The sequence below is a fragment of the Spirilliplanes yamanashiensis genome, from assembly GCF_016863475.1.
Taxonomy (GTDB): Bacteria; Actinomycetota; Actinomycetes; order Mycobacteriales; family Micromonosporaceae; genus Spirilliplanes; species Spirilliplanes yamanashiensis.
Map to the genome: position 1 here is coordinate 12,672 of NZ_BOOY01000019.1, position 13,839 is coordinate 26,510.

Below are 13,839 nucleotides of genomic sequence, written 5' to 3' on the forward strand. Positions count from 1 at the left end.
CAAGCGCTGGACCCGAAGGAGACATGGATGATCCGCCCGAACATCGCATGGCGCACCACCGCCGTGCTGGGCGCCGCGTGCCTCGCGCTCAGCGCGTGTGCAGACGACAGCAGCGACACGCCGGGAACCGGCGCGACCTCGCAGGCTCCCGCGGCAGTTCCGGCTGACGGCGTACTGAAGATCGGCACCCTTCTGCCGCAGACCGGTTCGCTGGCCTTCCTCGGCCCGCCGGAGTTCGCGGGCGTCGACCTCGCCGTCAAGGAGATCAACGACGCGGGCGGCGCGCTCGGCAAGCCGGTCGTCGTCAGCGACACCGACTCCGGCGACACGTCCACCGACATCGCCTCCCAGTCGGTCAACAAGCTCCTGACGGAGAAGGTCGACGTCATCGTCGGCGCCGCCTCGTCCTCGGTCTCGCTGTCGGTCATCGACAAGATCACCGGTGCGGGCGTCGTGCAGATCTCGCCGGCGAACACGTCCGACGCGTTCACCACGTACAACGACAAGGGCCTCTACTTCCGGACCGCCCCGCCGGACGTCCTCCAGGGCCGCGTCCTCGGCGACCTCGTCGTCCAGGACGGCAACGCCAAGGTCGGCATGCTGGTCCTGCAGGACTCGTACGGCACGGGTCTGGCCAAGAACGCCCGCGCCGCGATCGAGGCCCAGGGTGGCCAGGTCGTCGCCGAGGAGGTCTACGACCCGAAGGCGGCCGACTACTCGGCCGAGGTCGGCAAGATCAAGTCGGCGAACCCGGACGCGATCCTGCTCATCGGCTTCGACGAGACCAAGAAGATCGTCCCGAAGCTGGTCGAGGCCGGTCTCACCGCCCAGGCCAAGAAGTGGTACCTGGTCGACGGCAACCTGTCGAACTACGGCAAGGAGTTCCCGGCCAACACGTTCGGCGGCGCCAAGGGCACCCAGCCGGGCGCGCAGGTCAGCGAGGACTTCCGCAAGAAGATGCTCGCCATCGACCCGGCGCTGAAGGACTTCAACTACGGCCCCGAGTCGTACGACGCCACCATCCTGGCGGCCCTCGCCGCCGAGCAGGCCAAGTCGGACGCCCCGGCCGACATCGCGAAGAACCTCGCGACCGTCAGCGCCGGCGGCACCAAGTGCAAGGCCTTCAAGGAGTGCGTCGACCTGGTGAAGGCCGGCACCGACATCGACTACGACGGTGTCAGCGGCCCGATCGAGTTCAACGAGGCCGGTGACCCGCAGCAGGCCACCATCGGCATCTACCAGTACGGCGCGGACAACACCTACAAGAACGTCACGTTCCTGTCGGGCAACATCGCCGGCTGACGCACCACCGCAGCACGCACCACTGAGCACAGTTCGAGGGCCCGGCCGGTCGGCCGGGCCCTCGTTCGCGTTCCGGCCGGCGGCCTGACCATCCGGCGGCATCGCGCGGGTTGTCTTCGCCCGCCGGCGCGGGCGGCTGCTGGACCGCTCGGAGGTCCGAGCCCGGCGGGAGAGCGTTGACCGCTCCGACAGGGCCGCCACTGCCTTGCGCGCGGGGCCATCCCTGCCCGGGCCGCCACTTCCTTGAAGGGCAGCACCCTCCCGCGAGGGCCGTCGTCAATCTGTCCGGCGGCGGGTTCCGCCGCCGCCGCGGGGCCAACTGCTCCCGGCGCTGGGAACCGCGGGCCGTCAGCCGCCGACGCAGTCGCCGCTGCCGCTGAGGCACGGCCGGTGGTAGCCCCCGCCGTCGTCCGCAGGGCTCGGCGACGGGTCCACACCGTCGTGGTACCGCAGCGCCAGCGACACCACCGCCACGAGCCGGTACCGGCCGTACGCGGCCGCGACGGGTGGTGGGCACGTCGACCGGTTCGGCCGCCCGGTACACCGTCGTGTCGCTGTCCGCCGGCCGCTGTCCGGTGTGGACCAGCCCGTGTGCCGGGGGCACGTGCGGCCGTTCGAACCACTCGATCCGCAACCCGGCGCCGAGGTCGTCGGCATAGCCGGCCAGGACCGGCGGGGACGGCAGCAGCGGCTCCCCCGACCAGCCGCCCGCACGCAACGCCCGGTCTCAGCGCCGGGCGTGCCCGACCCCGTGGTCGGCACCGTCCGCGGCGAGGTACCGGGTCAGGGTGCGGGTGCAGGCGACCGGGCCGTATTGCTGCCGAAGAAGCCGCTGGCCTCGGCGGTGCACGGCGGTGGCCGGGGTGTGCAGACCGGGCGCCGCCGCCGTCACGGCGGCCAGGCGGGTGTCCAGGGCGGTCGTGGCCGCGGCGGCCCTCGCCGACACTGTCGGCGAGCGGGACTCCGGTGGCTCGGTCGACCGGTGCCACTGGTACAGCAGCGCGCCGATGCCGCACAGGACCAACGCCACGACCAGCAGGATCACGCCCAACAGCAGGCGCAGGCAGCCGGAGCCGCGGTCGTGCGAGGCCCCTATGCACGGCACCGTACCGGCGGCGGCCACCGTGGACGGACACGCCGAGGGCCGCGGCGTGGCGCCGCGGCCCTCGGGTGGATGACCGGTGTTACGCGGTGGCCAGCGTGCCCAGGTACAGCTCGATGACCTTCGGGTCGTGCATGAGGTCGCGGCCCGACGCCGTGTACGCGTTGCGGCCCTGGTCGAGAACGTAGCCGCGGTCGCAGATCTGCAGGCAGCGGCGGGCGTTCTGCTCGACCATGATGACGGTGACGCCGGTGCCGTTGATCTTCTTCGTCTGGAAGAAGACCTCGTCCTGCATCGCCGGCGACAGGCCCGCGGAGGGCTCGTCGAGCAGCAGCACGCTGGGCTCCATCATCAGCGCCCGGCCCATCGCCACCATCTGCCGTTCGCCGCCCGACAGGCTGCCGGCGCGCTGCTTGCGGCGCTGGCCCAGGGCGGGGAACAGCCCGGCGACGAAGTCGAAGCGCTCCTTGAACAGCTTCGGCTTGAGGAAGATCCCCATCTCGAGGTTCTCCTCGATCGTCAGCGTGCCGAAGACGTTGTTCGTCTGCGGCACGAAGCCGATGCCCTTGGCGACCAGCTGGTGCGCCTTGAGGTTGGTGATGTCCGCGCCGCGCAGGGTGACCGTGCCGGAGCGGACGTTCACCAGGCCGAACAGGGCCTTGAGCAGCGTCGACTTGCCGGCGCCGTTGGGGCCGATGATGCCGACCAGCTCGCCCTCGTGGGCGTACAGGTCGGTGCCGTTGAGGATGTTGACGCCCGGCAGGTAGCCCGCGAGCAGGTTGTCGGCGCGCACCAGGGCGCCCTCGGCGGCCCGCAGGTGCTCGGAGCGGTCGACGACCTCGACGCCCGCGGTGTCGTCGGCCAGCTCGACCGGGGTCTCGGCCGGGGTCTCCGCCGCGGTGTCGTCGGCGTTGCGGTTCGGCTCGGTCACTGTCCGTCCTCCTTCGCGGGCTTCGGCGCGGTCGCCCCCGCCGTCGGGCCGGCGGGCTCCCCCGCCGCCGGAGCCGCCGGAGCCGCGGGCCCGGCGGTGTCCGCCGCCGGGTCGGCGTCCGGGTCGGCGGCGCCGTCGTGGTGGGCGCCCAGGTAGGCGTCGATCACCCGCTGGTCCGCCATCACCTCGTCCGGGGTGCCCTCGGCGATCACCTCGCCCTGGCCCATCACGATGACCCAGTCGCTGATGTCGCGCACCATGTCCATGTCGTGCTCGACGAACAGCACGGTCATGCCCAGCTCGCGCAGGCCCTTCACGTGGCCCAGCAGCGACTGCGTCAGGGCCGGGTTCACGCCCGCCATCGGCTCGTCGAGCATGACCATCTCGGGGTTCACCATCAGCGCGCGGGCCATCTCGAGCAGCTTGCGCTGGCCGCCCGACAGGCTGCCGGCGAAGTCCTCGCGCTTGGCGTCCAGCTTGAAGCGGGCCAGCAGCTCGTCGGCGCGTTCGGTGACGTCCTGCTCCTGCTTCTTCCACAGGCCCGGGATGAGCGCGCGCCAGAAGTTCTCGCCGCGCTGGCCCGTCGCGCCCAGCCGCATGTTGTCGATGACCGACAGGCGGTTCAGCGACTTGGTGAGCTGGAACGTGCGGACCATGCCGCGGCGGGCCACCTTGTGCGCGGCCACGCCCTGCAGGGGCTGGCCGTTGAACGCCCAGTTGCCCTCGTCCGGCTTGTCGAAGCCGGTCAGCAGGTTGAAGAAGGTGGTCTTGCCGGCGCCGTTCGGGCCGATCAGGGCCGTGATGGCGCCGCGCTGGATCTCCACGTGGCCGACGTTGACGGCGGTGAGGCCGCCGAAGCGCCGCACCACCTTGTCGACGACGAGGATCGGGTCGGGCTTCTTGGCGCCCGGCTCGCGGGGCACGTCGGCCAGTGCGGCGACCGCGCGGGCCTTGGCGGGGGCGTCGGTCTGCTGGTCAGCGGGCATCGAGCATGACCTCCTTCTTGTCGCCGAAGATCCCCTGCGGCCGGAAGATCAGCAGCAGCATCAGGCCGATGCCCACCAGGATGTAGCCGACCGCGCCGGCCTGGTTGGTGGTCATGATCGACGACGGGATCGCGCCGACCGAGATCAGCGACGGCAGCAGCGCGTTGATGAACGTCAGCAGGAACCAGAAGATCATCGAGCCGACGACCGGGCCGAACACGCGGGCCGCGCCGCCCAGGATGACGATCGTGTACATGTAGAACGTGAACTCGGTGCCGTAGGTGTCTGGCTGGATCGCCGCCAGGCCGAGGGCGAACACGAAGCCGCCCAGCGAGCCCAGCACACCGCCGAGGATCAGCGCCTGGATCTTGTACGAGAACACGTTCTTGCCGAGGCTGCGCACCGCGTCCTCGTCCTCGCGGATGGCCTTGATGACCCGGCCCCACGGGCTGCGCATCAGCAGCCAGACGATGAGCAGCGCGATCGCCACGAGCACCCAGCCGACCGTCAGCACCCACAGCTCGCGGGTGCTGAAGCTGATCAGCGTCGTCTCGATCGGCGACGAGTACGGGTTCATGTCGTAGAACGACTGCGAGAACTGCTGCAGGCCGTCCGAGCCGCCCGTCCACTCGCTGAGGGTCACCGAGCGGAACAGCAGGCGGACGATCTCCGCCGCGGCGATCGTCACGATCGCCAGGTAGTCGGCGCGCAGCCGCAGCGTCGGGATGCCCAGCAGCAGCGCCAGCACCACCACGCCGCCCAGGCCGACGAGGATGCCCAGCCAGAACGGCTGGCCGAAGGTCGTGACGGTGATCGCCATGCCGTACGCGGCGACACCCAGGAAGGCCGACTGGCCGAAGTTGAGCAGGCCCGTGTAGCCGAAGTGCACGTTCAGGCCGATCGCGGCCAGCGCGTACACGATGGTCGACAGACCGATCAGCGACTCGAGGGAAACGCTGAAGATGACGTCCCAGTTCACGGCAGCTCTCCCCTCAGCCGATCCGCTCGCGCCGGCCCAGGATGCCCTGGGGCCGGACGAGGATGACGATGATCAGCACGGCGAGCGCGCCGACGTTCTTCAGCTCCGTGGGGATCCACAGCGTCGACAGCTGCGTCGCCAGGCCGATCACGAGGCTGCCGAGCAGGGCGCCGAACGCCGTGCCCAGGCCGCCCAGGGTGACCGCCGCGAACACCAGCAGCAGAATCTGGAAGCCCATCTGGTAGTTGATGCCCTGGAAGACACCCAGCATGACACCGGCCAGCGCCGCGAGCCCACCGCCGATGGTCCAGACGAGCCGGATGATGGCGTCCACGTTGATGCCGGACGCGGCCGCGAGCGCGGGGTTCGTCGACACCGCCCGGGTCGCCTTGCCGAGGCGCGTCTTGACCAGCGCCACCGACACCGCGACCAGCACGACGATCGCGATCAGGTCCATGATGAGGTTCTTCGGGGCGATGGCGATCGGGCCGATGTCGATGCCCGGCTGCGCCACGTAGTCGCTGTACTGGCGCGTCTCGCCGCGGAACCAGTAGAGGCTGATGTAGCGCATCGTCAGCGCCAGGCCGATCGAGATGATCATCATGCCGATCAGGCCCGTGCGCCGCTTGCGCAGCCAGCCCCAGAAGAAGCGGTCCTGGAACCAGCCGAACCCGGCTCCCAGCGCCACCGCGATCACGCCCGCCACGATCACCGGCAGGCCCACGAACACGTTGAAGATGAACGCCATCAGCGCGCCGAACGTCACCAGCTCGCCGTGCGCGAAGTTCGTCAGGCCCATCGTGCCGAAGATCAGCGACAGGCCGAGGGCGGCCAGCGCGATCATCAGGCCGAGGTGCAGGCCCGTGTACACCAGGTCGAGGATCTGGCCGAGCCGGTTCGGGCCCGGGTCGACCGGCGCGCCGGCGCCCGCCTCCGACCCGATCGGGAACAGCGCCGTGCGGGCGCTGCCCTCGAACACCGGCAGCGTGAGCACCGGACGGTTGTTCGTCAGCGTGAGACCCTCCGGCAGGGTCGTGACGTCCAGTTCCACCCGGTACGTGCCCGCGGCCGGCACGGGGACCGTCCACTTCCCGTCCGGACCCGACTGAACCTGCCCGACCTGTGCGCCGTCCTGCGACGAGACCGTGATCTGCACGCCAGCCACCGGCTGACCGTTGTTGATCAGGGTGCCCTGCAATGCCTCGCCCTCGGCCCAGGCGCTTGTGGCGCCGAACCCGAACGCGATGAACAGACTCGCCAGGAAGGCCGTGAGCATGACCACGGCTCTACGCAACGGTGCTCCTCGATGTGTGGGGAAGTGATCGTCCGCCGGATATTTCACCCCAGGACTGGCGGATCATAGCCCGCGTCACACGTCCCCAACGCTCCGTTACCAAGCCGTTATTGGCCTTTTACCAGGCCGAACCGCGGGTCCGGCCGGGTCGGGCCACCACGCTCTGCCCGTTCGCCCGGCCCCACCTGCCCGACCGGCCCGGACGTCACCCCTCGGCCGGTCCGGACTCCCCCGGCGCCTCCGCCAGGATCCGGTCGGCGACCTCGCGCATCGTCATCCGGTGATCCATCGCCGTGCGCTGGATCCACTTGAACGCCTGCGGCTCCGTCATCGCGTACTGCGTCATCAGGGCGCCCTTGGCGCGCTCCACCGACTTGCGCGTCTCCAGCCGGTCCGTCAGCCCCGCGACCTCGGACTCCAGCGCGCTGATCTCCGCGAACCGCGACAGCGCGATCTCCACCGCCGGCACCAGGTCCGACTTCTGGAACGGCTTCACCAGGTACGCCATCGCGCCCGCCGCCCGCGCCCGCTCCACCAGGTCACGCTGGCTGAACGCGGTCAGGATGACCACCGGCGCGATCCGCGAGTCGGCGATCTTCTCCGCCGCCTGCAGCCCGTCCATGATCGGCATCTTGATGTCCATGATCACGAGGTCGGGCTTCAGCTCCTCGGCCAGCCGCACCGCCGTCTCGCCGTCCCCGGCCTCGCCGACGACGTCGTAGCCCTCCTCCACGAGCATCTCGGCCAGGTCCAGCCGGATGAGCGCCTCGTCCTCGGCGATCAGCACCCGCCGCCGGTCGGCACCCGCCTGCGTGTCGGCCACGACCCTCTACCCCCAACGCACTGTTCGTCCCGGCGCCCGGGTAATCCGGGTGCCACCGCCCTCAGCGTAGTGGGTACCCTGGGGATCGCTCAGCTTGGCGCGGGTTCCGTCCCACCCCCAGGCGGGCCGGTCCCCGTATCCCAACGGCAGAGGAAATGCTCTCAAACAGCATCGAGTGTGGGTTCGAATCCCACCGGGGACACATCCAGGAATGTCATACCGCCGGGCCGGCTGCGCCGCCGGGCCGAGGACATGAGCGCGAACGGCATTCCCTTCGGCGACATCTGCCGGGCTCTCGGACTGCCCCGCCGGACCGTCGGCCATTGGCTGCATGACGAACCGTCGCGGCGCCCCACCCGGCCGCCCGACACGCGCTGCCCGTTCTGCTCGGCACGTACCTGGGCGACGGCCATCAACTCATGACGCAGCGGATCCCGCTGCTCGCCGTCGCCTGCGACGAGCGGTACCCGGACCTGATGCGCGAGGTCGGAGCGGCCATGATCACCTGCGGCACCCGGTCGGCCCACCACCGGCGGAAACCGGGTTGCGCGGCCGTCTCCTCACTCTGGAAACGCCATGCCTGCTCCCGCAGCTCGGGGCGGGCCGCAGATTCCTCCGCGGCCTTCTGCATTCCGACGGCTCCCGCGCGACCAACACCATTCACACAAACGGCAGGACCTACGCCTGTCCCCGGTACCACTTCACGAACCATTCGGGCGACCTCATGCGCCTCTGCGAGGAATCGCTCGACCGGCTCGGAATTACGTGGCGGATGTGCATGTGGAAGCAGGTGCCCGTCGCGCGGCGGGAGGCCGTCGCCGCGCTCGACGTCCGTGTCGGCCCGGAGGCGTGATCGGTTGTAACGTCGGCCACGTGGCCGCGCACATGACACCGGACGAGTTCCGCGCCTACGGGCACCAGGTGGTCGACTGGGTCGCCGACTACTGGGCGACGCTGGAGCAGCGCCCGGTGCTGCCGTCCGATCCGCCCGGCACGGTGGCGGGGAAGCTGCCCGCCCGCGCGCCGGTCGCCGGTGAGGGCGTCGACGCGATCCTCAAGGATCTCGACGAGGTCGTGCTGCCGGGGGTGACGCACTGGCAGCATCCCGGGTTCTTCGCGTACTTCCCGGCGAACACGTCCGGGCCCAGCGTGCTCGGTGACCTGGTCAGCTCGGGGCTGGGCGTGCAGGGCATGCTGTGGGCGACCAGCCCGGCGGCGACCGAGGTGGAGACCGTCGTCCTGGACTGGCTGGTGGGGCTGCTCGGGCTGCCCGAGCGGTTCCTGTCGACCGGGGCGGGCGGCGGGGTGATCCAGGACTCGGCGTCGTCGGCCACGCTGGTGGCGACGCTCGCCGCGCTGCACCGGGCCAGTGGGGGCGAGTGGCGGTCGGCGGGGGTGCGGCGGCGGTTCACCGCGTACACGTCCACGCAGGGGCATTCGTCCATCGAGAAGGCGGCGCGGATCGCGGGCATCGGGGACGGTCAGGTCCGGGCCGTCGAGACCGATGAGGCGTGCGCGATGCGGCCGGAGGCGCTGCGGGCGGCGCTCGCCGCGGACGTGGCGGCCGGGTGTGTGCCGGCGATCGTGGTGGCGACGATCGGCACCACGTCGACGACGGCGGTCGACCCGCTGCCGGCCATCGCGGAGATCTGCCGGGAGTACGGGGTGTGGCTGCACGTCGACGCCGCGTACGCCGGTTCGGCGGCGGTGTGCCCGGAGCTGCGCTGGTCGCACGCCGGGGTGGAGTTCGCGGACTCGTACTGCTTCGACCCGCACAAGTGGCTGCTGACCGGGTTCGACTGCGACGCGTTCTGGGTGGCGGACCGCGCCGAGCTGGTGCAGGCGCTGACCGTGCTGCCGGAGTACCTGCGCAACGCGGCCAGCGACTCGGGCGCGGTGCTGGACTACCGGGACTGGCAGGTGCCGCTCGGGCGGCGGTTCCGGGCGCTGAAGCTGTGGTTCGTGCTGCGCTGGTACGGCGAGGAGGGGCTGCGCGCGCACATCCGGTCGGGGGTGGCGGCGGCGCAGTGGTTCGCGGAGCGGGTGCGGGCGGACGAGCGGTTCGAGGTGGTGGCGCCGCACCCGTTCTCGCTGGTGTGTTTCCGCCTCCGCAGCGACGACGGCGACGGCGCCGACGAGCAAAATGCGGCGCTGCTGGCGCGGGCGAACGCGTCGGGGGCGGCGTACCTGACCCATACGCGGGTGCACGGCCGGTACGCGCTGCGGCTGGCGGTGGGGTCGCCGCGCACCGAGGAGCGGCACGTGGCGGCCGCGTGGGAGCTGATCGCCGGCCTAGCAGGCGAACCGGGATGATCTGAAGGTTTTTCCCAAAGCGGGGCGACACGGACCTGCCGAGTGCTGTCATGACGATACGGACAGCGATGTCGGGAGGTCCGAATGTCTCGGTCGAACGCCAGGGCCATGGCCGATCAGCACCGCCGCCGATGGGCGTTGCTGCTGCTCCTGGGGGCCGCGTGGATGATCGCCGCGTGGAGCGTACCCCGGTTCGAGCCGGACGCGGCGGACCAGGCCGCGTGGCTCACCGGCGCGTTGCTGATCTTCGCGGCGGGCGCCGAACTGGCCCGCGCGTCGCTCGCCCCCACGTGGCGGCAGCTGCACGGCGGGCTGGCGATCCTGTCCGCGCTCGTCGGCATGATCGCCGTCGGCAACCCCGCGGGCACGGTGGTCGGCCTGGCCGCCCTCGTGGGCTTCTTCCTGCTGGTACGCGGCGGCGTCGACATCGCCGTGGCCGCGGCGACCCGGCAGAGCGAGCCGGCCTGGGGCGCCCAGCTCGCCATCGGCGCCGGCGAGGCGGTCGTCGGGTTCTGGGCGGCGGCGCGCTTCGTCGAGACCACGTCCATGCTGGTGGTGACGCTGGGCGCGTTCGCGCTGCTGCGCGGCATCGCGGAGATCGTGGCCGCCCTGCGGATGCGCGAGGCGAAGCCGCAGCCGCGCGCCGCCGGCTACGCGGCCGGCCAGGCGGACTTCGTCGCCGCCGGCCGCCCGGTGGCCCGGCACCGCGCGGACGAGTCCGTCCGCGAACCCGCCGCCCAGCCCGCGGCCGAACCCGTCGGCGTCGGCGCCTCCGCCCCCGGCTACACCGGCGGCGGCCCGGCCGTCGGCTCGGCCCCGCCGCCCACCCCTGCGGGCCCGGGCGGCGGCTCGACGGGTACGACGTACCGGGCGGGCGGGTACGGCGCTCCCCCGCCCCCGCCGCCGCCATCGTCGGAGGAGCCCGGCGACGCCGGCCTCGACCTGGTCGACGAGACCGGCGAGGATCGGCCGTTCGACCCGCGCGCCGCGGCGCCCTACGACACCACCCCGCCGGACGACGACTACATCGGCCGCCGCCGGTCCGCCGGCACCCTGGCCTCGGACCTCGGGGGCGTGCTCGACCCCGCCGCCGAGGGTCCGGGCTGGCCCGCCAATCCGGGGTACGCCGGCCGCACCACCACCGGCGGCACGGACACCAATCCGGGCTGGCCCGCCGCCACCGCCGGCGAAGCGGTTTCGGACCGGGCGGAGCCCCGGGACGGCGACCCGCTCGCCGTCTTCCGCCCGGCCGCACCGGCGGGGCCGGCGGTGGGATGGGCGAGCCTGCAGGCGGACCCGGCGGATCGGCTCACGGGCCCGGCCACGGACGTGCCGACCGGCCCGGATGCGGACCTGGCAACCCACCTCGGCGCCGACGTGCCGACTGATTCGGCCCCGGACCTGCCGACCGGCCCGCCTTCGGGCCTGCTAACTGAACCGGGCCTCGCGACTAAGCCGGACCTCTCGACCGGGCCGGGCCTGCCGGCCGGCTCGGCTTCGGGCCTGTCGACCGGCCGGGATGCGGATCTGCCGACCGGTTCGGGCTTCATCCCCCGGACCGGCTCGGCGGCCGAGGCGACCATCGTCCCGGACGAACCGACCGGCTTGGCCGCGGACCTGCCCGCCGGCTCGGCGACGGGGCTCCCGGCGTGGTCCTCCCCGGTCTGGGAGCCCTCCGCGGCCCCCACCGCGGACCGCAACCTCGACCCCGCCGCGGACCATATGGCGAACTCCGCGGCGGGCAACACGACGGGCCACGTCGCGGGCCCCGCGGGGAGCCACGCGGCGGGCCCTGCAGTGGGCCTCGGCGCAGACCGCCTCACCGGCTCCGCCTTCGGCCCCGCCGCGGACCGCGGCCCGGCGCCGGCCGCCGAACCGGCCTTCGAGCCCGCGACCGGACTCCTCCGCCCGGCCGCACAGGACGAACCCGCACAGGAGCCCGCCGGCGGGCCCGCCGGCATCCCGTCGGGCCCGACCGCCAGCTGGGAGACGCCCGAGGGCGCCGCGGACCGGCCCGGCGACGAACCCGGCCCCGCGCGGCCGTGGTTCGGCATCGGCACGGCCACCGGGGAGGCCACCGGGACGGCGCTGCCCGGCCCGTGGTCCAGCCCCGGCCATGTCGAGGACCGCGCTGCCGGGGAGGCCGGGCCGTCGTCGTTCAGCGTGGCCGACCGGCTCGACCGGCCGTGGGCCGCCGCCGCGGGCGAGGAGCCCGCCAGCCGGGACGATGACCCGCTGGCCGACGTGTTCGGCGGGCCGGAGCCCACCGGCACGATGATCAAGCTGCCGAGCCTCACGGGCGTGGACGACGACGAGGAGCCCGCGTGGGGTCGGCCGGTGTGGCAGGCCGCGCCGGGCGGCCCGGAGGAGCCGGTGGGGCCGCAGGGGTTCAGCGCGGCGTGGCAGGAGCAGCAGGGCGGTGTGAGCTGGCAGGCGGCCGACCTGACGCCCGAGCGGCCCGGGGCCGCGCCCGGGTACGAGGGGGCCGCGGTGTGGTCCGGCTCGCCGCACGGGCCCGCGCTCGGTGTGCCGGAGGAAGGGCCGGCCGGGCTCGGCGAGCCCAGTGGGCTGCCGCCGGTCCCGGGCGGGACGTTCCGGGCGCCGGGAGCAGCGGCGGGAGCCGAGCCGGCCGCCAAGCCGGCGCCGATGGTGGCGCGGCCGGTCGGTGAGGCGGCGGGGGCGTCGCAGCCGAGCGGTTTGCCGCCGCTGGGCGGTGGGCCGCGGGTCGGGGTGCCGCAGGTCGGGGTGCCGCAGGTCGGGGTGCCGCAGGTCGGGGTGCCGCAGGTCGGGGTGCCGCAGATTGGGGAGCCGCAGGACGCCGGTCCGGGGGCGCGGCCCGGTGGGCTGCCGCCGCTGTACCCGCCGGTGGGCGGGGCGCCGATCCGGGCCGGGATGCGGATTCCGGCGGGTCAGGCGCCGAGCCCGACGCCGGTGGGGCCGGCGGATCCGCGGGCGGCCGCGCCGGTGGCGCCGAGCGGGCAGCCGGTGGGGCGGCGGGTGCCGGGCGACCCGGTGGTGCACGGGACGCCGGACGGCGGCGAGGACGACGAGCCGCGGGAGGGCCGGGGCGGCTGGTTCCGCAACGGCCGGCGCCGCCGGTCGGAGTGACCCGGCGGGTCAGACCGTCTCGAGCACCGGCTCCGGGGCCGGGGCGGTCCGCTCGGCGCGGCGGGCGCGGCGCAGGGCGCGGATCGCGAAGGTGAGGGCGACGGCCCAGCCGGCCAGGACCAGCCCGTACACCAGCAGGCGGGGGCTGCCGTCGAACGAGGCGGCCGACATCAGCGTGCGGGCGTTGGTGAGGACGATGATGCCGCCGACGGCGGCGCCGAGGACCTGGGCGGGGACGAGCCGGACCAGGTAGGCGGCGATGGGGGCGGCGATGACGCCGCCGGCGAGCAGCGCCGCGACGATCGGCCAGACGAAGCCGGACGAGCTGAGCCCGATGAGGAAGCCGACGCTGGCGGCGGCGGCCACGACGAACTCGGACGCGTCGACGGAGCCGATGACCTTGCGGGGCTCCATGCGGCCGGACACCAGCAGCGACGGGGTGGCGACCGGGCCCCAGCCGCCGCCGCCGGTGGCGTCGACGAAGCCGGCGACGAGGCCGAGCGGCGCCAGGAACCTGTTGCCCAGCGGGCGGCGGCCGGTGCGGCGGGTGATCGGGCGGGCGAAGCGCAGCAGCAGGTAGATGCCGAGGCCGAGCAGGATGGCGGACATCCACGGGGCGGCGACGTCGCCGGGGATGAAGCTGAGCAGGGTGGCGCCGGCGAAGGCGCCGACCGCGCCCGGCAGGGCGATGCGGCGCACGACGCGCCAGTCGACGTTGCCGAAACGCCAGTGGGCGGCGCCGGCCGCGAGCGTGGTGCCGATCTCGGACAGGTGCACGGAGGCGCTGGCGGAGGCCGGGGCGATGCCGGCGACGAGCAGCAGGGTGGACGAGGTGACCCCGTACCCCATGCCGAGCGCGCCGTCGACCAGCTGGGCAGCGAGCCCGACCAGTGCCAGGACGATCAGCTTGCGCACGACCCCACCTCCTCGGTAATTCCCATCGACTTAGTCGAGAAGGTAGCCGAGATGGGTGCGGTAGGCCAAGTGGTGATCCGGAGAAT

At 73.1% G+C, this 13,839-nt stretch carries 10 protein-coding genes and 1 tRNA gene; 4 read left to right on the top strand and 7 right to left on the bottom strand.

Annotation, left to right across the window (positions count from 1 at the left end):
• Positions 1-27: 27 nt before the first annotated feature.
• Positions 28-1,302 (top strand): ABC transporter substrate-binding protein, encoded by a 1,275-nt coding sequence (locus Sya03_RS13355; RefSeq protein WP_203938590.1) that lies wholly within the window; start codon positions 28-30, stop codon positions 1,300-1,302.
• 727 nt (positions 1,303-2,029) lie between these two features.
• Here Sya03_RS13355 and Sya03_RS13360 read toward each other — a convergent pair.
• From Sya03_RS13360 to Sya03_RS13385, 6 genes are all read right to left on the bottom strand, one after another.
• A complete protein-coding gene (locus Sya03_RS13360) occupies positions 2,030-2,347 on the bottom strand; it encodes a hypothetical protein (RefSeq protein WP_203938591.1) in 318 nt (105 codons plus the stop codon).
• Between the two features lie 139 nt (positions 2,348-2,486).
• Positions 2,487-3,335 carry an ABC transporter ATP-binding protein gene (locus Sya03_RS13365; RefSeq protein ID WP_239107446.1) on the bottom strand — a complete coding sequence of 283 codons (849 nt, stop codon included), beginning with the start codon at positions 3,333-3,335 and terminating at the stop codon, positions 2,487-2,489.
• Positions 3,332-4,321: an ABC transporter ATP-binding protein gene (locus tag Sya03_RS13370; protein ID WP_203938592.1), complete on the bottom strand. Its 990-nt coding sequence runs from the start codon at positions 4,319-4,321 to the stop codon at positions 3,332-3,334. The genes Sya03_RS13365 and Sya03_RS13370 overlap by 4 nt, the downstream gene beginning before the upstream one ends.
• On the bottom strand, positions 4,311-5,300 hold the full coding sequence (locus Sya03_RS13375) for a branched-chain amino acid ABC transporter permease (protein WP_203938593.1): 990 nt from the start codon (positions 5,298-5,300) through the stop codon (positions 4,311-4,313). The genes Sya03_RS13370 and Sya03_RS13375 overlap by 11 nt, the downstream gene beginning before the upstream one ends.
• A 13-nt stretch (positions 5,301-5,313) precedes the next feature.
• Complete coding sequence (locus Sya03_RS13380) at positions 5,314-6,576, bottom strand: branched-chain amino acid ABC transporter permease (RefSeq protein WP_239107447.1); 1,263 nt, start codon at positions 6,574-6,576, stop codon at positions 5,314-5,316.
• Positions 6,577-6,799: 223 nt separating this feature from the next.
• On the bottom strand, positions 6,800-7,417 hold the full coding sequence (locus Sya03_RS13385; protein WP_203938594.1) for an ANTAR domain-containing response regulator: 618 nt from the start codon (positions 7,415-7,417) through the stop codon (positions 6,800-6,802).
• Between the two features lie 129 nt (positions 7,418-7,546).
• Between Sya03_RS13385 and Sya03_RS13390 the strand changes: the two genes are divergently transcribed.
• The 3 genes from Sya03_RS13390 (at position 7,547) to Sya03_RS31540 (ending at position 12,838) form a co-directional block, all read left to right on the top strand.
• Positions 7,547-7,619, top strand: a tRNA-Leu gene (locus tag Sya03_RS13390).
• 671 nt (positions 7,620-8,290) lie between these two features.
• Positions 8,291-9,730: a pyridoxal-dependent decarboxylase gene (locus tag Sya03_RS13395; RefSeq protein ID WP_239107449.1), complete on the top strand. Its 1,440-nt coding sequence runs from the start codon at positions 8,291-8,293 to the stop codon at positions 9,728-9,730.
• Between the two features lie 108 nt (positions 9,731-9,838).
• Entirely contained in the window at positions 9,839-12,838 is a 3,000-nt protein-coding gene (locus Sya03_RS31540; protein ID WP_203938595.1) for an HdeD family acid-resistance protein, read from the top strand.
• A gap of 9 nt (positions 12,839-12,847) precedes the next feature.
• Here Sya03_RS31540 and Sya03_RS13405 read toward each other — a convergent pair whose 3' ends face one another.
• Positions 12,848-13,753: a sulfite exporter TauE/SafE family protein gene (locus Sya03_RS13405; RefSeq protein WP_203938596.1), complete on the bottom strand. Its 906-nt coding sequence runs from the start codon at positions 13,751-13,753 to the stop codon at positions 12,848-12,850.
• Positions 13,754-13,839 lie beyond the last annotated feature (86 nt).